Annotated in this window: 23 protein-coding genes; 9 read left to right on the forward strand and 14 right to left on the reverse strand. The window is 51.1% G+C overall.

Annotation, left to right across the window (positions count from 1 at the left end; genetic code table 11):
- The 4 genes from KQJ18_RS09615 to KQJ18_RS09630 all read right to left on the reverse strand — a co-directional run.
- Nucleotides 1–377, reverse strand: a 377-nt coding sequence (locus KQJ18_RS09615; protein WP_216421886.1) for a M48 family metalloprotease, incomplete at its 3' end; no start/stop codon positions are given.
- 192 nt (nt 378–569) lie between these two features.
- Nucleotides 570–2,618 (reverse strand): carboxy terminal-processing peptidase, encoded by a 2,049-nt coding sequence (gene prc / locus KQJ18_RS09620; protein ID WP_216421887.1) that lies wholly within the window; start codon nt 2,616–2,618, stop codon nt 570–572.
- Between the two features lie 19 nt (nt 2,619–2,637).
- The gene (gene proQ / locus KQJ18_RS09625; protein ID WP_003833781.1) at nt 2,638–3,324 is read right to left on the reverse strand and encodes an RNA chaperone ProQ; all 687 of its coding nucleotides are present in this window, start codon (nt 3,322–3,324) and stop codon (nt 2,638–2,640) included.
- 96 nt (nt 3,325–3,420) lie between these two features.
- Complete coding sequence (locus tag KQJ18_RS09630; RefSeq protein WP_038641301.1) at nt 3,421–3,918, reverse strand: GAF domain-containing protein; 498 nt, start codon at nt 3,916–3,918, stop codon at nt 3,421–3,423.
- A 128-nt stretch (nt 3,919–4,046) separates the two neighbouring features.
- Here KQJ18_RS09630 and yebS point away from each other — a divergent pair, with 128 nt between their 5' ends.
- The 5 genes from yebS (at nt 4,047) to KQJ18_RS09655 (ending at nt 10,064) form a co-directional block, all read left to right on the forward strand.
- A complete protein-coding gene (gene yebS, locus KQJ18_RS09635; protein WP_038641303.1) occupies nt 4,047–5,330 on the forward strand; it encodes a membrane integrity lipid transport subunit YebS in 1,284 nt (427 codons plus the stop codon).
- Nucleotides 5,299–7,932 (forward strand): PqiB family protein, encoded by a 2,634-nt coding sequence (locus KQJ18_RS09640; protein ID WP_216421889.1) that lies wholly within the window; start codon nt 5,299–5,301, stop codon nt 7,930–7,932. The genes yebS and KQJ18_RS09640 overlap by 32 nt, the downstream gene beginning before the upstream one ends.
- 79 nt (nt 7,933–8,011) lie before the next feature.
- A complete protein-coding gene (gene rsmF, locus KQJ18_RS09645; RefSeq protein ID WP_071888146.1) occupies nt 8,012–9,433 on the forward strand; it encodes a 16S rRNA (cytosine(1407)-C(5))-methyltransferase RsmF in 1,422 nt (473 codons plus the stop codon).
- 100 nt (nt 9,434–9,533) lie between these two features.
- Nucleotides 9,534–9,770 carry a YebV family protein gene (locus tag KQJ18_RS09650; RefSeq protein WP_029139506.1) on the forward strand — a complete coding sequence of 79 codons (237 nt, stop codon included), beginning with the start codon at nt 9,534–9,536 and terminating at the stop codon, nt 9,768–9,770.
- Between the two features lie 102 nt (nt 9,771–9,872).
- Complete coding sequence (locus KQJ18_RS09655; RefSeq protein ID WP_032939629.1) at nt 9,873–10,064, forward strand: YebW family protein; 192 nt, start codon at nt 9,873–9,875, stop codon at nt 10,062–10,064.
- On the opposite strand, the gene pphA is transcribed toward KQJ18_RS09655, so the two are convergent.
- The 5 genes from pphA to yobA form a co-directional block, all read right to left on the reverse strand.
- Complete coding sequence (pphA, locus tag KQJ18_RS09660) at nt 10,065–10,706, reverse strand: protein-serine/threonine phosphatase (protein WP_087856062.1); 642 nt, start codon at nt 10,704–10,706, stop codon at nt 10,065–10,067.
- 73 nt (nt 10,707–10,779) lie between these two features.
- Nucleotides 10,780–12,060, reverse strand: a complete 1,281-nt coding sequence (locus KQJ18_RS09665; protein ID WP_085048049.1) for a hypothetical protein — start codon at nt 12,058–12,060, stop codon at nt 10,780–10,782.
- A gap of 581 nt (nt 12,061–12,641) precedes the next feature.
- Entirely contained in the window at nt 12,642–12,980 is a 339-nt protein-coding gene (locus tag KQJ18_RS09670; protein ID WP_038641391.1) for a YebY family protein, read from the reverse strand.
- Between the two features lie 20 nt (nt 12,981–13,000).
- On the reverse strand, nt 13,001–13,873 hold the full coding sequence (copD, locus tag KQJ18_RS09675) for a copper homeostasis membrane protein CopD (protein WP_069324700.1): 873 nt from the start codon (nt 13,871–13,873) through the stop codon (nt 13,001–13,003).
- A gap of 3 nt (nt 13,874–13,876) precedes the next feature.
- Nucleotides 13,877–14,251 carry a CopC domain-containing protein YobA gene (gene yobA, locus KQJ18_RS09680; RefSeq protein ID WP_038641395.1) on the reverse strand — a complete coding sequence of 125 codons (375 nt, stop codon included), beginning with the start codon at nt 14,249–14,251 and terminating at the stop codon, nt 13,877–13,879.
- Nucleotides 14,252–14,394: 143 nt separating this feature from the next.
- Here yobA and KQJ18_RS09685 point away from each other — a divergent pair, with 143 nt between their 5' ends.
- The 3 genes from KQJ18_RS09685 to exoX all read left to right on the forward strand — a co-directional run bounded on the left by KQJ18_RS09685 (nt 14,395) and on the right by exoX (nt 16,073).
- Nucleotides 14,395–14,625 (forward strand): DNA polymerase III subunit theta, encoded by a 231-nt coding sequence (locus tag KQJ18_RS09685; RefSeq protein WP_038641397.1) that lies wholly within the window; start codon nt 14,395–14,397, stop codon nt 14,623–14,625.
- Nucleotides 14,626–14,731: 106 nt separating this feature from the next.
- Nucleotides 14,732–15,388: a carbon-nitrogen hydrolase family protein gene (locus KQJ18_RS09690; RefSeq protein WP_069324701.1), complete on the forward strand. Its 657-nt coding sequence runs from the start codon at nt 14,732–14,734 to the stop codon at nt 15,386–15,388.
- Nucleotides 15,389–15,410: 22 nt separating this feature from the next.
- Nucleotides 15,411–16,073, forward strand: coding sequence for an exodeoxyribonuclease X (gene exoX / locus KQJ18_RS09695; RefSeq protein ID WP_038641401.1), 663 nt, complete (start codon nt 15,411–15,413; stop codon nt 16,071–16,073).
- Here the strand turns inward: exoX and ptrB are convergent.
- The 4 genes from ptrB to yebG form a co-directional block, all read right to left on the reverse strand.
- Nucleotides 16,055–18,130 (reverse strand): oligopeptidase B, encoded by a 2,076-nt coding sequence (gene ptrB, locus KQJ18_RS09700; RefSeq protein ID WP_216421890.1) that lies wholly within the window; start codon nt 18,128–18,130, stop codon nt 16,055–16,057. The genes exoX and ptrB overlap by 19 nt on opposite strands.
- An 86-nt stretch (nt 18,131–18,216) precedes the next feature.
- Nucleotides 18,217–18,876, reverse strand: a complete 660-nt coding sequence (locus tag KQJ18_RS09705) for a tellurite resistance TerB family protein (protein ID WP_038641405.1) — start codon at nt 18,874–18,876, stop codon at nt 18,217–18,219.
- 94 nt (nt 18,877–18,970) lie between these two features.
- On the reverse strand, nt 18,971–19,324 hold the full coding sequence (gene yebF, locus KQJ18_RS09710) for a protein YebF (RefSeq protein ID WP_038641408.1): 354 nt from the start codon (nt 19,322–19,324) through the stop codon (nt 18,971–18,973).
- A 121-nt stretch (nt 19,325–19,445) separates the two neighbouring features.
- Nucleotides 19,446–19,736, reverse strand: a complete 291-nt coding sequence (gene yebG / locus KQJ18_RS09715) for a DNA damage-inducible protein YebG (RefSeq protein ID WP_085048046.1) — start codon at nt 19,734–19,736, stop codon at nt 19,446–19,448.
- A 133-nt stretch (nt 19,737–19,869) separates the two neighbouring features.
- Between yebG and purT the strand changes: the two genes are divergently transcribed.
- Nucleotides 19,870–21,048: a formate-dependent phosphoribosylglycinamide formyltransferase gene (gene purT / locus KQJ18_RS09720; protein WP_137347811.1), complete on the forward strand. Its 1,179-nt coding sequence runs from the start codon at nt 19,870–19,872 to the stop codon at nt 21,046–21,048.
- 68 nt (nt 21,049–21,116) lie between these two features.
- Here the strand turns inward: purT and kdgA are convergent, their stop codons facing one another.
- Nucleotides 21,117–21,758 carry a bifunctional 4-hydroxy-2-oxoglutarate aldolase/2-dehydro-3-deoxy-phosphogluconate aldolase gene (kdgA, locus tag KQJ18_RS09725; protein ID WP_038641415.1) on the reverse strand — a complete coding sequence of 214 codons (642 nt, stop codon included), beginning with the start codon at nt 21,756–21,758 and terminating at the stop codon, nt 21,117–21,119.
- Nucleotides 21,759–21,785 lie beyond the last annotated feature (27 nt).

Raw genomic sequence — 21,785 nt, forward strand, 5'->3', positions numbered from 1 at the left:
TGCAACAGGCCAGTACTCACAGCCACCAGCGAAGCATCCCGGCGCGCACCGGTAGCAAACGCGTTAATATCTGGCGCATGGTAGATTGCAACCTGCGGCATAGCGATACCCGCCTGACGGGCCTGATTCGCTACCGTATTCATCAGCCAGCGTTCTCTTTCATTACGGGGCTGTTCGATCACTTCCCCGCCAACGGACTTTAACGCCATCCATTTGGACATCAGCAGCGAAATGAAGGAACCACCAAAACCAAACAGCAGTGCCATGATCAACAAGCCTTGAACGCTGCTTGACTGAATCCCTGTCAGGCTCAATACCAGCCCGAAAACGACCATCACAGCCAGGTTCGTCAGCAGGAAGAGCGCGATTCGCATCATAATTTTCTTTTAACCTCAATTTAACAAAACGCACTATGCGATTACCCATATCGTATGGGTCTTATGGCTATTTTCAAGCATCCATAGGTGCTAAGTCACCAGAAAGACACAACTTTACATTTTATCGTATCAGACTGACGTCTTCATGCGGTTGTTAAAAAAACAGGCACAATTTCTTGTGCCTGTTGGAGGTTATTGACTGGTTGCGGGCTGTTCCGCTGGCTTCTCTTTTTCAAGATGCGCCAGGTCGAGCGCGATTTTTACCGTTTCATCCAGATACGGATCCGGCTCCTGGTAATCTTTCGGCAGATCGTCCAGTTTCTTCAACAACGGTTTGCCTTCACGCTTGAACCGGTCGTTGATGCGCGCCAGACGCAGTGCATCATCTTCGTTATTCTCTTTCTCACGCTGAGCGTAATTCAGAGAAGCAATGCTGCGCTTATCCTTCATCGCATTAAATCGCGCAATGTCCTTCATGATGTACTGGAACTCAGGATCGTTCGCAATACGTGCATTGTGCTCTTTTAGCAATTCAGGTCCAAATGGCGTCAGGTTATCAGACTTTGTATAGGTTGCCGCGTCAATGCTATCCCACGGCAGCGCGTTATCTTCAAACTTCTCACCGGTTTCAGTTTCTTCATTACCTGTCGGCATGATGATATCCGGCGTAACGCCCTTACGCTGTGTACTGCCACCATTTACACGGTAGAATTTCTGGATCGTGTACTGAACGGAACCCAGCGCTGGCCATTCCGGACGCAGCATCTGATCGTAAATACGGTTCAGAGAACGATACTGCTGTACGGTGCCCTTCCCAAAGGTCGGTTCACCGACGATCAGCGCACGGCCATAATCCTGCATTGCCGCGGCAAAAATTTCCGATGCCGAGGCACTGAAGCGATCGACTAACACCACCAGCGGACCTTTGTAATACACAACACCGTCGGTATCGCTGTCTTCACGCACTTTGCCGTTATTGTCACGAACCTGAACCACCGGGCCGGAAGGAATGAACAGACCAGAAAGCGAGACCGCTTCGGTCAGTGCGCCACCACCGTTAGTACGCAGATCGATAATCACGCTGCTGACATTCTGTTTTTCCAGTTTCTGCAGCTGAACTTTTACGTCATCCGTCAGACCAACATAGAAACCAGGAATATCCAGTACGCCGACCTTTTCTTTGCCAACGGTTTTCACAGACATTTTAACAGCGCGGTCTTCGAGACGAATGCGTTCACGCGTTAGCGTGACAATGCGCGTCTTGGTGCCTTTACCAGCAGGCAGGATTTCGAGGCGAACTTTACTGCCTTTAGGTCCTTTGATCAGCGCCACAACATCATCCAGACGCCAGCCAATCACATCGACCATGCCTTTTCCGGTCTGGCCCACGCCGACAATACGGTCGCCAACGCTTATCGCTTTGCTCTTGGCTGCCGGGCCGCCTGCCACCATGGAGTTAATGACGGTGTAGTCATCATCCATTTGCAGAACTGCGCCAATACCTTCCAGAGACAAGCTCATTTCAGTATTAAACTGTTCTGTGTTGCGCGGAGAAAGATAGTTAGTATGCGGGTCTATTTCACGAGCAAAAGCCGTCATCGCCAGTGAGAACACATCTTCACTGTTCGTCTGCGCCAGGCGGCGAATGGCAAATTTATAGCGACGTGTCAGCGTTTCGCGAATTTCCGCATCGGTTTTACCGGTCAGCTTCAGGCTGAGTTCGTCAAATTTTACTTTGCCGTCCCACAGCGCATTGAGCTCTGCTTCGCTCTTCGGCCACGGAGCTTTGCTCCGGTCGAGGTTAAAGGTGTCAGTCCCGGTAAAATCCATTGGACGCACCAGCACGCTTAGCGCGTACTGATATCGTTCAAATCGGCGTTTTTGCGCCAGATTATAAAGATCGTAAAAGACATCCAGCTTGCCCGTGCGCAGTTCATCGCCGAGGACAGTTTTCTTTTTTGCATACTGTTCGATATCGCTCGCCAACAGCACGTTATGGCTGTAGTCGAGCAGATTCAGATAGCGGTCAAAAATTTTTGCCGAAAACGCCTGATCCAGATCGAACTGGCGATAGTGTGAACGTGTAAAACGTGAAGTTACACGTTCACTCACCGTCGCATGCTGGGTTTCTTCCTTTAAAACGGGGATTTGATCGGCACGCGTGATGTCTTCTACAGCAAGTGCCTGGCCTGCTAATGCAAGCAGACCAGCTAACGCAGTAAGCCTAAAAAAAGTGTTCATGCCAGGCCTGGCCTCCGTTTCAGAACACCAGGTGTTCTGCGCGTACAATCAAAGACATACCCGAATTCAGCTGTACACGGACGCCATCTTTGGTGATTTCTAATACGGTGGCATCCATCGCATTATTACCTGCTTTCACCTTCAAGGACTGCCCTACCGTCAGCACTGAAATATCAGATACCGGGGTATGCTGTTCTTCACGAGGAGCACGCGGTGCTTTTGCTGCTGGTTTTTCAGCGCGAGGTTTACGTTCAGCCCCTTCTTTACGACGCGGAGCAGGACGCGGCTTACGCTCGCGACGCGGTGCGTCTTCTTTTTCGCCGGCAGCAGCGGCCGCTTCGCGTTTTTTCGCCTGTTGCTCTGCACGTTGCGCCTGAACGCGAGCTTTAGCTTCTTCCAGCTGTTTGCGAGCATGTTCAACATGTTGCTCATCCAACTCACCACATGGGTTGCCGTCGAGATCAACACGCGTTGCGCCCAATTTAACGCCATACAGATAGCGCCAGCTTGAAGTATAGAGACGTAAGGCAGAACGGAGCTGTGTCTTGCTGAGGTTCATTTCGCCCTCAACACGCTCTACCAAATCCTGAAAAATGCCAATTTTCAGTGGGCGCGCTTCGCCTTCAGCACTAAAACACTGCGGGAAGCGTTCGGCCAGAAACGCGATGACTTCTTTACTGCTATTCAACTTAGGTTGATTTTCCATGAAATTTCCTGATTACAACGGACGTAGCCAACAAGCGCAGGCATGAACAGGCGACATTATAATGACGTCATCAGTAATTGCTACGTTATCCGTTGATTATCCTGCGACGCTCGCAAAGAATTTTTTGTAATCCGTCGTTGCAAGCACGGTTTCAAGCTGTGCCACAAGCGTACGCAGCCCCTGTTCGTCTTCTTCAGTGAAGCGACCAAACGCAGTGCTATCAATATCCAGCACGCCGATTATCTGATTTTCAACGGTGACAGGCAGAACGATTTCCGCGTTGCTGGCGGCATCGCATGCGATGTGCCCGTCAAACGCGTGCACGTCTTCGATACGCTGCACCTGATTGCGCGCCACCGCGGTACCGCATACACCACGCCCTACCGGGATCCGCACACAGGCAATTTTGCCCTGGAAAGGGCCAAGTACCAGAGTCTCGCCCTCAAGCAGGTAAAAACCGGCCCAGTTTACTTGTGCAAGACGCTCGTACAACAATGCGCTGGTATTTGCCAGCGTTGCCAGAAAACTGGTTTCACCTGCCATTAATGCCTGAAAATCACGGTTCAGATCCGTGTATAGCTCTGATTTGTTCATTATGTAATCACTTAGTTGTCTTACTTAAAACTGCAGCCTACTAAAATAAACATTAAATGCGTTAATGCTCAAGATCATTCCCGTCATGAGTTAAGATAACATTACTTCAACATTTTGATACGCGATACATGGCCCTTACGACATCACGCATAACGCCAACTAAAAAAATAGCCATCAGGTCTATCGGCGAGGCACTACCGCGTGCACATTATCATCGTTGTCCTGAATGCGACCTGATATTTAGCTTGCCTAAAATGCGCTCGCACCAAAGCGCATTCTGCCCACGCTGTCAGGCAAAAATCCGTGACGGACGCGACTGGTCCTTAACGCGGCTGGCAGCAATGGCTGTCACCATGTTGCTGCTGATGCCCTTCGCCTGGGGAGAGCCGCTGTTACATATTTTTTTGCTCGGTGTACGCATTGACGCCAATGTGATGCAGGGTATCTGGCAAATGACCCGCCAGGGTGACCCACTCACCGCATCTTTCGTGCTATTTTGCGTTGCAGGCGCGCCGATTATTCTCGTTACCTCAATCGCTTATCTGTGGTTTGGTAATATTCTCGGGATGAACCTGCGTCCGGTGCTACTGATGCTGGAAAGGCTCAAAGAGTGGGTGATGCTCGATATCTATCTTGTGGGTATCGGCGTCGCGTCAATTAAAGTTCAGGACTATGCTTATTTGCAACCTGGGGTGGGACTGTTTGCTTTTATTGCGCTGGTGATCCTCAGTATTTTGACGTTATCGCACCTCAACGTAGAACAGCTTTGGGACCGTTTTTACCCACAAAGGCCTGCTCGTCGGCCCGATGAAAAGCTTCGCGTTTGCCTTGGTTGCCACTTTACAGGGTATCCGGACGCCCGCGGTCGCTGCCCTCGTTGCCACATACCGTTGCGCTGGCGCAGAAATCAAAGTATTCAAAAATGTTGGGCTGCTCTGCTGGCCTCGATTGTCCTGCTGCTGCCTGCTAACCTCCTGCCTATCTCGATTATTTATGTCAATGGCTCCCGGCAGGAAGACACGATCATGTCAGGCATACTGTCTCTGGCGAACAGTAATATCGGCGTGGCGGCGATCGTGTTTATTGCCAGTATTCTGGTGCCATTCACCAAAGTGATTGTGATGTTTACGTTGCTCATCAGCATTCATTTTAAATGTGAGCAAGGATTGCGTACCCGCATCAAACTGCTGCGCATAGTGACCTGGATTGGTCGCTGGTCAATGCTGGATCTTTTTGTTATCGCTTTAACCATGTCGCTGATTAATCGCGATCAGATACTTGCTTTTACTATGGGACCGGCTGCGTTTTATTTCGGCGCAGCGGTAATATTGACTATTCTTGCAGTGGAATGGCTGGACAGCCGCTTACTTTGGGATGCACATGAGTCAGGAAACGCCCGCTTCGCAGACTGAAGCGCAGATTAAAACAAAACGTCGTATCTCCCCGTTCTGGCTGCTGCCGTTCATCGCATTGATGATTGCAGGATGGCTTATCTGGGGAAGCTATGAAGATCGCGGTAATACCGTAACCATTGACTTTATGTCGGCGGACGGCATTGTGCCTGGCCGTACCCCTGTTCGCTATCAGGGCGTCGAAGTGGGCACGGTGCAGGACATCAACCTCAGCAAAGACCTGCGTAAAATTGAAGTCCGCGTCAGCATCAAATCAAATATGAAAGATGCACTGCGCAAAGATACCCAGTTCTGGCTGGTCACGCCGAAAGCGTCGCTGGCGGGGGTTTCCGGCCTGGATGCGTTAGTTGGCGGCAACTATATCGGCATGATGCCCGGAACCGGCGAGCCAGAGGATCATTTCGTCGCGCTTGATACGCAGCCGAAATACCGTCTGAACAACGGCGATTTGATGCTGCACCTGCGGGCCCCCGACCTCGGTTCGCTTAATAGCGGCTCGCTGGTTTATTTCCGCAAAATCCCTGTAGGTCGGGTCTATGACTACACCATTAATCCAAATAATCAGGGCGTAACCATCGACGTGCTGATTGAACGTCGCTTTACCAATCTGGTGAAAAAAGGCAGTCGTTTCTGGAACGTATCAGGGGTAGACGCGGATGTCAGCCTCAGCGGCGCCAAAGTGAAACTGGAGAGTCTGGCTGCGCTGGTAAATGGCGCCATTGCCTTTGACTCACCGGAAGATTCGCAACCCGCCGTTGCCGACGACACGTTTGGTTTGTATCAGGATCTCGCGCACAGCCAGCGCGGCGTGATCGTTAAGCTCGACTTACCCAGCGGCGACGGACTGAAAGCAGGCTCAACTTCGCTGATGTATCAAGGATTGGAAGTCGGCCAATTGACCAAACTGGATTTAAATCCGGGCGGGAAAGTCACCGGCGAGATGACGGTCGATCCCAGCGTCGTCACACTATTGCGCGACAATACGCGTATTGAATTACACAGCCCTAAATTATCATTAATCGATGCGAATCTCAGTTCGCTGCTGACGGGCAAAACATTCGAACTGATACCTGGCGAGGGCGAGCCGCGTAACCAGTTTGCGGTGATTCCTGCAGAGCAATCATTGTTACACGATCCGGGCGTCATGACGCTGACGCTGACCGCGCCAGAAAGTTACGGGATTGATGCCGGCCAACCGCTGATTCTTCACGGCGTACAGGTCGGTCAGGTGATTGAGCGCACGCTCTCCAGCAAAGGCGTTTCGTTTACCGTCGCCATCGAACCGCAGCATCGCGCGCTGGTGCAAGGCGACAGTAAGTTTGTGGTCAACAGTCGGGTCGATGTCAAAGTTGGGCTTGATGGCGTGGAGTTTCTTGGTGCCAGCGCCAGTGAGTGGATCAGCGGCGGCATTCGTATTTTGCCTGGTACAAAAGGTGAAATGAAAAAAAGCTATCCGCTGTATGCCAACCTGGAAAAAGCGATTGAGAACAGCCTGAGCGATCTGCCAACCACCACGGTCAGCCTGAGTGCCGAGACGCTGCCCGATGTGCAGGCCGGTTCGGTGGTGTTGTATCGTAAATTCGAAGTCGGTGAAGTCATTAGCGTTCGTCCACGCGCCGATGCGTTTGATATCGATCTGCATATCAAGCCGGAATATCGCAACCTGCTGACCAGTAACAGTGTGTTCTGGGCCGAGGGCGGCGCCAAGGTTCAGCTTAACGGCAGCGGTTTAACCGTTCAGGCTTCTCCCCTGTCGCGAGCGATTAAAGGCGCAATAAGCTTCGATAACCTGAGCGGCGCTAGCGCCAGCCAACGCAAAGGCGACAAGCGGATTCTGTATGCGTCAGAAACTGCTGCGCGTGCGGTGGGCGGCCAGATAACCCTGCACGCTTTCGATGCCGGTAAACTGGCGGCCGGGATGCCGATTCGCTATCTGGGAATCGATATTGGCCAGATCCAGACGCTTGAGCTGATCACTGCCCGTAACGAAGTTCAGGCCAAAGCGGTACTGTATCCGGAGTACGTACAGACCTTTGCGCGTAGCGGCACACGCTTCTCCGTGATTACCCCGCAAATCTCAGCAGCCGGCGTGGAGCATTTAGATACCATCTTACAGCCGTATATCAACGTTGAACCTGGCCGCGGTAACCCGCGCCGTGATTTTGAGCTGCAGGAAGCTACTATCACCGACTCTCGTTACCTCGATGGTCTGAGTATTGTGGTGGAAGCACCGGAAGCGGGTTCATTAAACATCGGTACGCCAGTTCTGTTCAGAGGTATTGAGGTGGGGACCGTCACCGGGTTGACGCTCGGCTCCCTTTCCGATCGCGTGATGATCGCTATGCGCATCAGCCAGCGCTATCAGCATCTGGTGCGTAACAACTCTGTATTCTGGCTGGCATCCGGCTACAGTCTCGACTTCGGCCTGACCGGCGGCGTCGTGAAGACCGGTACCTTTAATCAGTTCATTCGCGGTGGGATCGCCTTTGCAACCCCGCCGGGTACGCCACTGGCACCGAAAGCACAGGCTGGTAAACACTTCCTGTTGCAGGAAAGCGAACCGAAAGAGTGGCGTGAATGGGGAACCGCCCTGCCACGATAACCTCTCCCTTTGCTCCGGCGTGCTCGCGCCGGAGCACTTATGCTACACTGCGCACCTGTTTTTTTGCCGGTGGTACCAAGTGGCTTATTTTCCCGACGCCTTTCTGACACAAATGCGTGAAGCAATGCCTTCCACGCTCTCATTCGATGATTTTCTCGCTGCCTGCCAGCGTCCGCTGCGCCGTAGCATCCGCGTCAATACGCTGAAAATCTCTGTTGCCGATTTCCTCACTCTGACAGCGCCATATAACTGGTCGCTCACCCCTGTTCCATGGTGTGCTGAAGGCTTCTGGATTGAACGCGATGATGAAACGTCACTGCCGCTCGGCAGCACCGCAGAACATTTAAGCGGCCTGTTTTATATTCAGGAAGCCAGCTCAATGTTGCCAGTCGCCGCGCTGTTTGCCGATGGCAATACCCCGGAACGCGTAATGGATGTCGCGGCAGCTCCCGGCTCCAAAACCACGCAAATTGCCGCCAAAATGAATAATCAGGGCGTGATTCTGGCGAATGAGTTTTCCGCCAGTCGCGTCAAAGTCCTGCATGCCAATATCAGTCGCTGCGGTATCAACAATGTCGCCCTGACCCATTTTGACGGGCGGGTATTCGGCGCGGCATTACCAGAAACATTCGATGCCATATTGCTGGATGCTCCATGTTCCGGCGAAGGCGTGGTACGTAAAGATCCCGATGCGCTGAAAAACTGGTCCATAGAAAGTAATCTGGAAATTGCCGCAACCCAGCGTGAGCTCCTCGACAGCGCTTTTCACGCTCTGCGTCCCGGCGGCACATTGGTTTATTCAACCTGTACGCTGAACCGTGACGAAAACGAAGCCATTATGCAGTGGTTGATTGAAACCTACCCGGATGCCGTTGAATTTTTACCGTTGGGCGATTTATTCCCGGAGGCTGAACGCGCCCTGACGCCGGAAGGATTCCTGCATGTGTTCCCGCAGATCTACGATTGTGAAGGATTCTTCGTCGCGCGTTTGCGCAAAACGGCCGCCATTCCTGCGCTACCCTCACCGAAATATAAAGTGGGTAACTTCCCGTTCAGCCCGCTGAAAGGACGTGAATCCGCGCTTGTTGCCCAGGCCGCTAACGCCTGCGGATTACAATGGGCAGACAATTTGCGCCTGTGGCAGCGCGATAAAGAGATCTGGTTATTTCCGACAGAGATTGAACCCCTGATTGGCAAAGTTCGTTTTTCCCGCCTCGGGGTTAAACTGGCTGAGACCCACAACAAAGGGTATCGTTGGCAGCATGAAGCCGTCATCGCCCTCGCCGATCCAGGCCATAGCCATGCGTTCGAACTGAGCCTTGCCGAAGCGGAAGAGTGGTATCGCGGTAGAGATGTTTATCCGCAAACTTCACCCACAACTGACGACGTGTTGGTTACCTTCCAGCATCAGCCGATCGGCCTGGCAAAGCGTATTGGATCGCGATTGAAGAATAGCTATCCACGCGATCTTGTCCGAGATGGCAAACTCTTTACAGGATAACGCACGTTTTGACTGGCGCTTTTGCTAACGTTGACTACGCTGAAAAATGGACGGCCTAACTGGTCGTACCACAATCAGCAGATAAACGGAGAGCACGATGATGAAAACCAGTGTGCGCATTGGCGCTTTTGAAATCGACGACGCCGAGTTGCATGGCGAATCGCCGGGGGACCGAACGTTAACCATTCCATGTAAATCCGATCCGGATTTATGTATGCAACTGGACGCCTGGGATGCCGACACCAGCGTCCCGGCCCTTCTGAATGGAGAACATTCTGTTCTGTTTCGCGAGCACTACGATCGTAAGTCAGATGCCTGGATCATGCGCCTTGCCTGATTCAAAAAGAACCCGTCGCCAGACGGGTTATTTCCTGGCTAATTTCCCTCATCTATCAACATCTTCTACACTAGAGGTATGGCTTTACCATTAGAGGATGGAATGTTCACGCTGGTTCTTTTTGTGTGCTACCTTGACGGCGGTTGTGAAGATATCGTGGTTGATGTCTACAAAACTGAGCAGCAATGCCTTGTATCGATGGACGATCAGCGCATTCGTAACGGCGGATGTTTGCCTGCGGACGATTATATCGACAGCTTCTGGCGTCCGGCCCAGGAATACAGTGATTTCTGATTATTGCAGTTGCACCAGCGTTAATTCGCCGCCAAATACCGCACCGGTATCAATATAGTGCAGATTGTCGCGATCCAACCGATGCCGCAGCGGCGTATGTCCAAACCAAAAGTGATCCGCGCCGCGTATGCCGTTACCATTGTTCATCAACCGCGCTCGATCCCACAGTACCCGCTGTAAATCGACCTCTTTTTGCCACTGGTAATCATCATCCGGGTAATCAGCATGAGCAACAACGTGTATACCACTCCGGCAGCGTAGTTCCAGAATCCAGGGTAACTTTCGGCACGCTTCCAGTGCTAACCTCGCCGCGGGCTGATCCGCGTGAGCAAACCACGCGCCGCCGTTCATAAACCACGACAGTTGCTCCCCCGTCGCCAGTGCATCCAACGCCATCTGCTCATGATTGCCCCTGACTGCCACAATCCAGCTTTTACGCATCAGGCGCAGGCAACGGAGACTGTCAGGGCCACGGTCGATAACATCGCCCACTGAAACCAACAGATCCTGCCAGGGATCAAAATGGCACTGGCGCAGTTTAGCCATCAATAAAGAGAAGCAACCGTGGAGATCCCCAACGACCCAGACGTGTCGCCAGTTTGTTGCTGCGATCCGCTGGTAGATATTGTCAGGCTGTCCCATTTGACCTCCTGCATACAAATATTACCCTTCACTTAATTAAACCATAGCAGCAAAATTCCGAACGATGCTGGTGTCACGACCCTATGTGATCAGCCCGCCTAACAGGCACCTGGGCAACAGCTTCCAGCTCTTCTTCCAGTTCTGTAACAATAGATTGCAGGTCATAAGTGGGTGCATTTCGCGTGCTGGCTCTTTCTTCTCTTTTATGTTTGCTTGTTATTTTTATATAAAAATCAATAACCTCAGGTATGTCTGCTGTGATTTTTTTCACGTCATTATCATGGTAAAAGAGCAGTGGCGGCCCACCCTGGGTATTAAATGCAACGGCCTTTAATGGTGTCAGTTCCATAGCTTCAATAAATCCTTTATCACAGCTTAAAATTCCAGGGAAAAAATACCGTTGGTCATTTCCGGTATTGAAGGTAATAGCTTGTTCTAAATATCTGCAATGAGTAAGGTCCCATGCCATCCCATGTAAAGCTGGCCACATATTTTTTGATTTTTTATGTATCTTGTTAAAAAATCTAAATTGAGTTCCTCTTTTAAAGAACTCACTTGCAAGAATCAGCTCTCTTGTGGCCAGAAAACCGACTTTGTTGTGTGCAAAAATTAACAGATCGATAAGTTTATTCTTTAGCGACCTGGCGGGTGATTTGATTTGGATAATACTCATCATTAGAAGGTAAGCATATATACTATCATGTCGATCTCGTAGCGCACGCCTGAACTCAGAATCCTTGTGTTTAGCAAGCATAGAATTAAAATGTCTGTCAGTTTTAAGTAAAAGCTCACTTTGTGATATTTTTGATGTCAATTTCCCGGTATTTCCCGTTTTGATGAAATCTACATCCTTTATAAACTCGTAACCTAACAATTTATCAAATATTTTATGATGGTTTTCTTTTACATCTAAATTGTTAAGATTCTCCAGTTCATACAGTACAGAATCTACCTGAGTATTTTTATGGGAAATAAAATTGAATATTTCTTCAATGTCATCATCTAAACCTGAGACCTTTCCGTTAATATAAGGCCGCAAATAACTTAATGCCTGGCTATCAAGGGATATTGAGTAGTCTATTTTAAAAGTAGAGCAGCGTTTATCACTAAACATTTCTTCTATCGTTTGAGGATCCATGACGAACACGTTTTCATCATTGAATAAAGAACGAATAGATGCTCCGTTTTCGAACTTTTTGTTAGTTTGAAAGCCCGGATATGGACCTTTAGGAGACGAAAATACAAATTTATATTCAGGTATTAACTGATAGACATTAGTGTAGAGATTTAATGAGGAAGAGAGATCGTCTGCATTACCAATTTCCATCACCAGCCATTCTTTAAACTTATCCATTTCTTCTGTCTCTTTACTGTGAGTCTAAGTCCCGAGTCAGTGGTGAGAACTTCACCTATTGATGAAGAAGTATACCGCTATCGGTACAAGCGAGTCCAAACGTCTGAGGGAACAAGAACCCACTGAAAACACTGACACATACGTCATGCACACTCTAGGATACGAGGAAAAACAGCGCCCATCCCTGTTCTTTTTCTCTGCAAATACACTGTGAATGTTAAAAACTGTGTGGTATAACGAAGCAATCCCAAATACTGATATGTGGACAAATTTCGGAAATTTTTGGACATGACGTTCTAACTTATTGAAATGAAATCCGCATAAAAAGAGACCGAATACGATTCCTGTATTCGGTCCAGGGAAATGGCTCTTGGGAGAGAGCCGTGCGCTAAAAGTTGGCATTAATGCAGGCTAAGTTACCCTGCCATTTAAGAATAGATGACAGCGCCAGGTTTTCCAGTCCGCGACTAAAGTGACCGGAAAAAAAGGCAGTCTGTTACACGACCAAATGTAAAAACCGCAAGTTCTCCTGTGAGTTCCTGCGGTTTTTTTATTGGAAATCAGAACGCTACATCTGACAATTAACAGAGTTTTTCTGCACGCTCAACAAACGGCGCCAGGCTCATTTTTTCACCCGGTTTCGTCGGGTCATCAATCTGGATAATCTCAATCGGCTTCGCCGTGGTTTTACCGCTCGCAACCTGTTCTCTGGCAACATCATTCAATGGATATTGCACCAGCGTGCTGGGATTGATGACATACAGCGCGTGACCTGCACGGCAGGTCAGCATCACCTCTTCCCGATTAAACGCCCACTTATCTTTGCCAACCTCAAAACGGCTGACGGTGATGACCTGTGGCGCTGCCAGCGCGGCCCCTGAACTTGCCAGTAGTAGTAAAGAGAGAATGATTTTTTTCATGCGTTTTGCCAGTCCATCAATCAAAAAGGTTCGAGGGTTGCAAACAGGCTGACAATCGCCAGCACAACGGCCCCTATTCCCCATTCCAGTTTTGTCATCCAAATGAAATAGAGCGTCACACAGCCATTATCCTGCTGCATGCGTGGTACCAGAACATACCGATTCGCCAGGGCAATCGCTACCATTAGCATGACAAGGGCACCTTTTAACAAAAGCAGTTGCCCATAAGCCATGTGCCATGAGCCGGAAACACCGACAATAAACAGGGCATTCATAATCCCGGTAAGTAAAACCCCGGCCACGAAGAGATGCCCATAGCGGGAGAAACGCATCATGGTTCCGATCGCTTGTTCCCGCCAGCGGCCCTGCGCCATTCTCATACAGTAAAGTACGGGCAGCAATCCGCCAAACCAGGCGGCGGCACATATCAGATGTAAGGCATGGTTAACCTGTTGGATAGCCCCAGCGACGCCAGTATGCAGCGTTGCATGTCCAACGCCTGCCAGCAAAATAAACTGAGCAATCGTCAGCATTAACAGCAGTCGCGACATGCTGCGCGGCACAACGATGGTCACCACCAACGTGACCATCGCGAGGATAATCTGCCATAGCCAGACGCCGCCAAATTGCGTCTGCAGAACGGCGCCCCAAACGTCTGTAGAGACGACATCCCGCCATCCTGAGCCCATTAAGCCCCCCTGGATCGCCAGCATTAGCGTCGCGCTGATAAAACTCCACGTCGCGGCATGGCGTTGCAGACGTAAAAAACGACGCATCATTAAACGGCGAACCGAAACGGGAGCCAGCCATGCGCCGTAAAGCGCACAACCAAACACCAGCATCAACGCGGTAAAATGAATAAATCGCAGGGCAACCCAGGTAAATGCCAGCATCGGTTATTTCACGCTAAAGGTATATTGTCCCTTTGTCTTGTGACCATCCACGGATACAACGTGCCAGTCCACCGTATATTTTCCGGCCTCCAGCGTTTGAGCGAGCGGAATAATCAGTTGCGTTTTGTCCTGATCGCTGCGGGTCGCTTTGCCCGTCTTGATTGATTCCTTTTGTGGACCTGTCAACGTTGCGCCGCTGAACGCAGGTTCGACGCCCTCAGAAAAATTCAGCGTCAGCGCCTGGGGAGAAGCGGTGACTTCCGCATTCGCCGCCGGACTTTGTTTTGTCAGGTGAGCATGCGCCAATGCAGCGGGTGTTGCGAGGAGGCTGGCGAGTACGATGAGAGTATTACGTAGCGAAGATGCAGATGAAGCCATTTCAACTATTCCTTTTTGTTATGTCTAATCTATAGAGAATAACCTTCTACAATGATCGAGTCGAGAATCATCAATTGTGTCTTGCCATTAATGCGCACTCTTAGTAACTTTGCGCGCCGGAAGACAGAGAAAAGGAGCAGCCTATGAACATCAATCTGGCCAAACTGGAGCAAGCCGAAATGGATAAGGTCAATGTTGACCTGGCCGCGGCGGGTGTCGCATTTAAAGAACGCTACAATATGCCGATCGTTGCCGAAGTGGTTGAACGTGAACAGCCCGAACATTTACGCGACTGGTTTCGTGAAAGACTCATCGCGCATCGCCTGGCATCCGTCTCCCTTTCACGTTTACCGTACGAGCCGAAAGTTAAATAAAACTTATATTACGTTACGATTCCTTACATGATGCCTGCTACAGTATAAGTATATTCTTAATCTATACTTTAAAGATGGTTGTAGACACTATGAAAAGGAAATCATTATGTCACACTGGAAAATCGCAGCAGCACAATACGAACCCCTTCACGCGTCAGTGACCGAAAACGTTGCCCATCACCTGCAATTCATTCAGGCAGCCGCACAATGCCAATGTGAATTGCTGGTCTTCCCCGCCCTCTCCTTGTTGGGCTGCGTTGATGAGAATGACTCCCTCCCAGCGCCACCTGATGAAGCGTTGCTGGAACCGCTGGCGCATGCCGCAGCAACTTACCGCATGACAATTATCGCGGGATTGCCGGTAGAGCATAACAATCGTTTTGTGAAAGGCATTGCGCTTTTCTCTCCCTGGATGACATCACCATTAACGTTTCATCAGAGCCACGGGGCTTGTATTGCCAGACAGCGCAATGCCATCAGCGTTGTGGATAGTCAGCCAGAAGGTATTGATATCGATCCTGCTTTTTCGTTATTCACCAGTAGCCAGTCCGTCAGCGAGCCAGAACTCCTCTCATCCGCATCTCAGCTACAAAGTTTCTCGCATAAATTTGCCATCGCGGTATTAATGGCCAATGCACGCGGGAGCAGCGCGTTATGGGACGAGCGAGGTCGATTGATTGTACGCGCCGACAGCGGTTCTTTGCTCTTAACCGGTCAACGCACGCCACGGGGTTGGCAAGGTGATATCATTCCATTACGCTAGTCGTTTCGGTCGGGAGCATGGCATGTTGCGCATAATAGATACAGAAACCTGTGGTCTGCAGGGAGGCATTGTTGAGATTGCTTCTGTCGATGTGGTTGATGGAAAGATAGTTAACCCAATGAGCCACCTGGTGCGCCCTGACCGCCCCATTAGCCCCCAGGCGATGGCTATTCATCGCATTACTGAAGCGATGGTAGCCGATAAGCCATGGATTGAAGATATCATTCCGCACTATTACGGTAGTGAGTGGTATGTGGCGCACAACGCAAGTTTCGACCGCCGCGTATTGCCAGAGATGCCCGGAGAGTGGATCTGCACCATGAAGCTCTCCCGTCGATTGTGGCCAGGAATCAAATACAGCAATATGGCGCTGTACAAATCACGTAAGCTGAACGTTCAGACGCCTGCAGGCCTGCATCACCACCGCGCTCTGTACGATTGCTACATCACTGCGGCTTTGCTGATCGACATCATGCAGACTTCAGGCTGGACCGCAGAGCAGATGGTCGACATTACCGGCCGCCCTGCATTACTCACTACTTTCACATTTGGTAAGTACCGTGGAAAACCGGTATCAGAGGTGGCAGAACGCGATCCGGGCTATCTGCGTTGGTTATTTAATAACCTCGACAGTATGAGCCCGGAGCTGCGATTAACGCTGAAGCACTATCTGGATAACATCTGATCTGAAGCTTGCCCAGACAGCGTTCCCTGTGCCAGCCCAATCAAAAACGCGTACTCCAGGGCCACGCCTTCGTAAGATTTAAAACGCCCGGACTTGCCGCCGTGCCCGGAATCCATATCCGTGCACAGTAACAGCAAGCGATCGTCCGTTTTCAGCTCACGCAATTTTGCCACCCACTTTGCCGGTTCCCAGTATTGCACCTGGGAGTCGTGTAATCCCGTCGTGACCAGCAAATGCGGATAATCCTGCGCGGTGACGTTGTCATAGGGGCTGTAGCTTTTCATATACGCATAGTACTGCGGATCCTGCGGATTACCCCATTCCTCAAATTCACCGGTGGTGAGTGGAATTGACTCATCCAGCATCGTGGTCACCACATCGACAAACGGCACCTGAGCAATCACGCCATGGAACAACTCCGGGCGCTCGTTGATGGCGACACCCATTAACATTCCGCCAGCGCTTCCCCCCATGCCGTAACATAACGATGGCGCGCCATAGCCCATTTTTAGCAGCGCATCGCAGACGTCGAGGTAATCATTAAAGGTATTTTTCTTGTGCAGAAACTTACCGTCTTCGTACCATTGCTGACCCAATTCACCGCCGCCACGTACATGGGCAATGGCATAAACAAAGCCGCGATCCAATAAGCTTAAACGGCTGCTACTGAAATCAGCATCCATACTGGCGCCATACGAACCATAGCCGTAAACCAGTAATGGGTTTTTCCCTTTCAGGAAATACTTTTGATGATAAACCAGTGAGACCGGAACCTCGGTACCATCGCGCGCGGTGATCCAGACATGTTCGCTGCGGTAATTCGCCGCATCAAATCCGGGGACCTCCGTCTGCTTAAGCACGCGACGCTCCCCGGTGTCCATATCCAGTTCAAACAACGTGTCCGGCGTGGTCATGGAGGAATAGCCATAGCGCAGTCGCGATGTCTCCGGTTCCGGGTTATAGGCAAGCCAGGTCACATACGCCGGATCGTCAAAGGCGATACCGATCACTTCGCGCGTTTTGCGATTGATCTGACGCAGACTGGTTAAACCCTGCTGGCGTTCTTCCACCACCAGCCAGTCGGTAAACAGGGTAAACCCCTCCAGCATGACGTTTTCGCGCGGCGGGATCAGCACCTCCCACGCTTGTTCATTGCGTACGCGCGTGCGGTACAGACCAAAGTTTTTACCTTCACGATTAGAGCGCAGATAAAACTTGTGCTGATAGTGATCGAGGCTGTACTCGTGGCCTTTACGCCGCGCTAAAAAAAGCAACGGTTCGGCGTCGGCCAGTTCTGCATCCAACAGCAGAACCTCACTGGTCGTCGCGCTGGCGATATGGATCACCACATAATGTAACGATGTGGTTTTATGCAGACTGACATAAAACATGTCATCGGCTTCTTCGTACACCAATTCGTCCAGTGACGAGGGAGATCCAACGGTATGCCGCCAGACCTGGTACGGCAGTAACGTCGTGGCGTGTTTGCGAACGTAATAGAAGGTCTGGGAATCATTCGCCCAGACCAGATCCGCTTCAACGTTATCCAGTACTTCCGGATACCAGTTGCCGCTTTCCAGGTTGCGAAAGCGAACGCCATATTGCCGACGAGAGAGGTAATCTTCGGCCAGCGCCATAATGCTATTATCGGGTGATATCGCCAGCCCTCCCAGCGTATAAAATTCACTGTGGGCTGCGCGCTGGTTGCCGTCCAGCAGAGTATCCCATTCATCCCACTCTTCGCTGAGAACCGACTGGCGCTGATAAATGGCATATTCACATCCCGGTTCATAAATATGCCGGTAACGATAACCATTTTTCACATAGGGAGCGGACGCATCCTGTGGGGGAATACGGTCGATAATTTCTTTCAGAACGCGGTCCTGCAAAGCCTGCTGCGAAGCCATAACCTGATGGCCATACGCATTTTCCTGTTGCAGGTATTCGAGCACGTCCGGCTGCGAGCGGGTGTCGTCTCGCAACCAGTAATAATTATCAACACGTGTATCGCCATGCTGCGTCATGGCGTGAGGAATACGAGAAGCTTTTGGTAGCATGTCATTGTTCTTTTGCTTAAACATCCTATAAGGGTGGCAAAAGACAGCGATGATGCAAGCGAAACATGCGCCTTAGCGATAAGTAATTAACCCGGTAAAGCCTGTTTTTGCGCCTTGAGATCCTGTTCAATGCCGTCACGAACATCCTGTGGGATCTTCAACGCGTCACCCAGCGCATTCAGATAGCTGCGCTCCATAAAGTGGTCGATATCAATCGCCGCACAGCTCAGGAAGTATATTTCCAGCGCCTCTTCTTCGTTGCGGATCCCTTGCGCCAGGCGCTGAGGATCCAGCGGTTGTTCGATAGCCCGTTCAATCAGAACGCGGCCTTGCTCCTCAACACCCGCGTCACGAAGCTGCTGTTCAATGGCGGTACGCTCTTTGGCATCAATATGACCATCGCTTTTAGCCGCAAAAACCAGCGCCAGGATCAGGCGTTCAGTTCGCTCATCCAGCGGCGAGCTTTGTACGCCGAACTGCGGCTCATCCTGATGCGCGGCGCGAACTTTATCTTTGTATTTGTTCCACAGCACGGTTCCGGCAACCGCACCACCACCCACCAGAAGCGCGCTGGTGCCATATTTGCTCAGTAACTTACGTGAGGATTTGTTGGCAACCAGTAATCCCGCCAGACCGCCTAACGCGCCAGGGACCAGAAGTTTACTCAGCCCTTGCTCGCCGGAAGATGATGCGGAGGATCCTTTTTGCCCAAGAAGAGATTGTAGTTGGTTCAGCCAGTTAGCCATTTTGCCCCTCAAGTACAGACGAATAATCGTCAAAGCGTACCCGAGGGGATGTCAGGAAGTGTTCAGCTCATCAAAAGATGTGCAAATACGCTCATTACTGCGGTTGATACTCCGCCGTTCCGGCCTGGCAGTCGACTTTTACCTGATAGTGAATATCCGCGCTTTTTCCGCGAACCGTCAGCGGGACCGACCATTTGCCATCTTTGCCCGTAATATCGGGGGTATTAACCCAGGCGACAGGATCGGCTTGCCCAACACGCTTTTGATCGTCAGCCCAGCGCGCGATGCGATTTTGCTGATAATCACGTTTCACGCTCGCCGCAATACCATCAGCATTCAGCCCTTCGCATTTTGGAAACTGAACATTTTTGCTTTCCATGTTTGCCGCAAAAACAGATACGCTGGCAGATAACAACAGCAGGCTTAATAACGCTCTTTTTTTATACATTTTTTTCTCCTTTATCTCCCCTTCGTCTTTCCGGTTGCATGTAGCAATGCGAAAGGACGTCAGGGATTGCACAATGATTCAGGGAAAAGCATGGTACAAAACGTCAGGAGCGCAAGTCGTTTCAGGCAGCCTGGGTATCATCCTCAGCGTGCGCGTCATTTTTAACGGCCTGCGGAGACGGCAGCTTGCCGTTTTTCAGGATGGCGCTCAGCACATCTTTTTGCTCAGCCAGCCACAGGGAAAGCGCTTCACGCTGCTCGTCTTCAAGCGCTACCGGTGACTGCTCCAGCCATGTGTCGAGCAAATCCGCTGTATCAAGCATTTTGTCATACGCATCGGCTTCCTTTTTGCTGGTAAACGACATTTTTTCCTCACCTTCCCGAATGACTACGTATTTAACTTCAACCGCCATTTTTGCAGCCTCTTAAATCACCTGTATTTATGTACAGTATACTCTTTTTTGCGCCCTGAAATCAACCTGGTAATAAAGACAGACGCAAACGTTTTCGTATATACTGCGCCCAGATAAAACAGGGGATTAATTTATGACGTTATTAGGCACAGCGCTGCGTCCCGCAGCAACGCGAGTGATGTTATTAGGTTCAGGTGAACTGGGTAAAGAAGTGGCGATCGAATGCCAACGCCTGGGTGTGGAAGTCATTGCCGTGGATCGTTACCCCGACGCGCCAGCCATGCACGTTGCCCATCGCTCATACGTTATCAACATGCTGGATGGCGAAGCGTTGCGCGAGGTTGTCGAGCGTGAAAAACCACATTATATCGTGCCGGAAATAGAAGCGATTGCCACGGATATGCTGGTAAAGCTGGAACAGGAAGGGCAACACGTTGTGCCGTGCGCACGAGCGACCCAACTGACCATGAACCGCGAAGGGATCCGTCGCCTCGCCGCAGAGGAGCTGTCTTTACCAACCTCTTCTTTTCGCTTTGCAGACAGCGAAACTCGCTTTCGCGAGGCCGTCGCCGAAATTGGCTTTCCTTGCATCGTGAAGCCAGTAATGAGTTCCTCAGGTAAGGGGCAAAGCTTTATTCGTTCAGCCGATCGGCTCACCGAAGCCTGGAACTATGCTCAACAGGGAGGCCGGGCAGGCGCCGGGCGCGTTATCGTCGAAGGCGTGGTAGATTTTGATTTTGAAATTACCCTGCTTACCGTTAGCGCCGTTGATGGCGTACACTTTTGCGCGCCGGTAGGGCATCGTCAGGAAGATGGCGATTATCGTGAATCCTGGCAGCCTCAGCAGATGAGCGACCTGGCGCTGGCGCGCGCGCAGGAGATTGCCCGTAAAGTCGTGCTGGCGTTAGGCGGCTACGGTCTGTTTGGCGTGGAGCTGTTTGTCTGCGGTGATGAGGTCATTTTTAGCGAAGTCTCCCCTCGCCCGCACGACACCGGGATGGTGACCTTAATTTCGCAGGACCTGTCTGAATTTGCCCTGCACGTCCGCGCATTTCTCGGTCTGCCCGTTGGCGCAATCCGTCAGTACGGGCCTTCCGCTTCCGCCGTTATTCTGCCGCAACTTAGCAGCCAGAATGTAACGTTTGATAACGTACAGGCCGCCGTGGGTGCTGGCCTGCAAGTACGATTCTTTGGTAAGCCGGAGATCGACGGGAGCCGTCGTTTAGGCGTGGTACTGGCTACAGCGCAAACCATTGAAGACGCGGTTGAACGCGCGAAACACGCCGCCGCACAGGTGAAAGTTACAGGATAAAAAACCAGACCCGTAGGCCGGATAAGGCGTTAATGCCGCATCCGGCCTACGGTTTACACATTAACGGCTTACTGCTTCGCGCCTTCTACTGCTTCACGAGCCAGTTTGGTAATGCGTTCGTAATCGCCAGCTTCCAGCGCATCTGCCGGAACCAGCCAGGAACCACCGATGCACAGCACGCTTTTCAGCGCGAGGTAGTCACGGTAATTCGCCGGAGAGATACCACCGGTTGGGCAGAAACGTACCTGAGAGAACGGGCCCGCAATCGCCTGCAGCGCTTTAGTACCGCCGTTCGCTTCCGCCGGGAAGAATTTGAACTCTTTCAATCCGTAGTCCATACCCAGCATCAGTTCAGAAACCGTGCTGATGCCAGGGATCAGCGGAATAGTCCCTTCCGTCGCGGCTTTTAACAGCGGCTCGGTCAGACCCGGGCTGATAGCAAACTGCGCACCGGCTTCGGTGACTTCAGCCAGTTGTTGCGGATTCAGTACAGTACCTGCGCCGACGATGGCGTCCGGAACTTCTTTCGCGATCGCGCGAATGGCATCCATCGCACATGCAGTACGTAAGGTCACTTCCAGAACGCGCACGCCACCTGCAACCAGCGCTTTTGCCATCGGCACCGCATGTTCCAGTTTATTAACCACAATAACCGGTACAACCGGGCCAGTGGTCAGGATTGCTTCTGCACTTGTCTTCCAGTTTTTCATCAGAGTTTTCTCTCGCCTGATTACAAA

The sequence above is a fragment of the Citrobacter sp. S55_ASV_140 genome, assembly GCF_018919505.1.
Taxonomy (GTDB): Bacteria; Pseudomonadota; Gammaproteobacteria; order Enterobacterales; family Enterobacteriaceae; genus Citrobacter; species Citrobacter werkmanii.

What these genes read in the sequence shown, in the direction of transcription:
- prc (WP_216421887.1), bottom strand. Translation starts at nt 2,618, where the DNA reads ATGAACACTTTTTTTAGGCTTACTGCGTTAGCTGGTCTGCTTGCATTA.
- proQ (WP_003833781.1), bottom strand. Translation starts at nt 3,324, where the DNA reads ATGGAAAATCAACCTAAGTTGAATAGCAGTAAAGAAGTCATCGCGTTT.
- KQJ18_RS09630 (WP_038641301.1), bottom strand. Translation starts at nt 3,918, where the DNA reads ATGAACAAATCAGAGCTATACACGGATCTGAACCGTGATTTTCAGGCA.
- yebS (WP_038641303.1), top strand. Translation starts at nt 4,047, where the DNA reads ATGGCCCTTACGACATCACGCATAACGCCAACTAAAAAAATAGCCATC.
- KQJ18_RS09640 (WP_216421889.1), top strand. Translation starts at nt 5,299, where the DNA reads ATGAGTCAGGAAACGCCCGCTTCGCAGACTGAAGCGCAGATTAAAACA.
- KQJ18_RS09650 (WP_029139506.1), top strand. Translation starts at nt 9,534, where the DNA reads ATGAAAACCAGTGTGCGCATTGGCGCTTTTGAAATCGACGACGCCGAG.
- KQJ18_RS09655 (WP_032939629.1), top strand. Translation starts at nt 9,873, where the DNA reads ATGTTCACGCTGGTTCTTTTTGTGTGCTACCTTGACGGCGGTTGTGAA.
- pphA (WP_087856062.1), bottom strand. Translation starts at nt 10,706, where the DNA reads ATGGGACAGCCTGACAATATCTACCAGCGGATCGCAGCAACAAACTGG.
- KQJ18_RS09665 (WP_085048049.1), bottom strand. Translation starts at nt 12,060, where the DNA reads ATGGATAAGTTTAAAGAATGGCTGGTGATGGAAATTGGTAATGCAGAC.
- KQJ18_RS09670 (WP_038641391.1), bottom strand. Translation starts at nt 12,980, where the DNA reads ATGAAAAAAATCATTCTCTCTTTACTACTACTGGCAAGTTCAGGGGCC.
- copD (WP_069324700.1), bottom strand. Translation starts at nt 13,873, where the DNA reads ATGCTGGCATTTACCTGGGTTGCCCTGCGATTTATTCATTTTACCGCG.
- yobA (WP_038641395.1), bottom strand. Translation starts at nt 14,251, where the DNA reads ATGGCTTCATCTGCATCTTCGCTACGTAATACTCTCATCGTACTCGCC.
- KQJ18_RS09685 (WP_038641397.1), top strand. Translation starts at nt 14,395, where the DNA reads ATGAACATCAATCTGGCCAAACTGGAGCAAGCCGAAATGGATAAGGTC.
- KQJ18_RS09690 (WP_069324701.1), top strand. Translation starts at nt 14,732, where the DNA reads ATGTCACACTGGAAAATCGCAGCAGCACAATACGAACCCCTTCACGCG.
- exoX (WP_038641401.1), top strand. Translation starts at nt 15,411, where the DNA reads ATGTTGCGCATAATAGATACAGAAACCTGTGGTCTGCAGGGAGGCATT.
- ptrB (WP_216421890.1), bottom strand. Translation starts at nt 18,130, where the DNA reads ATGCTACCAAAAGCTTCTCGTATTCCTCACGCCATGACGCAGCATGGC.
- KQJ18_RS09705 (WP_038641405.1), bottom strand. Translation starts at nt 18,876, where the DNA reads ATGGCTAACTGGCTGAACCAACTACAATCTCTTCTTGGGCAAAAAGGA.
- yebF (WP_038641408.1), bottom strand. Translation starts at nt 19,324, where the DNA reads ATGTATAAAAAAAGAGCGTTATTAAGCCTGCTGTTGTTATCTGCCAGC.
- yebG (WP_085048046.1), bottom strand. Translation starts at nt 19,736, where the DNA reads ATGGCGGTTGAAGTTAAATACGTAGTCATTCGGGAAGGTGAGGAAAAA.
- purT (WP_137347811.1), top strand. Translation starts at nt 19,870, where the DNA reads ATGACGTTATTAGGCACAGCGCTGCGTCCCGCAGCAACGCGAGTGATG.
- kdgA (WP_038641415.1), bottom strand. Translation starts at nt 21,758, where the DNA reads ATGAAAAACTGGAAGACAAGTGCAGAAGCAATCCTGACCACTGGCCCG.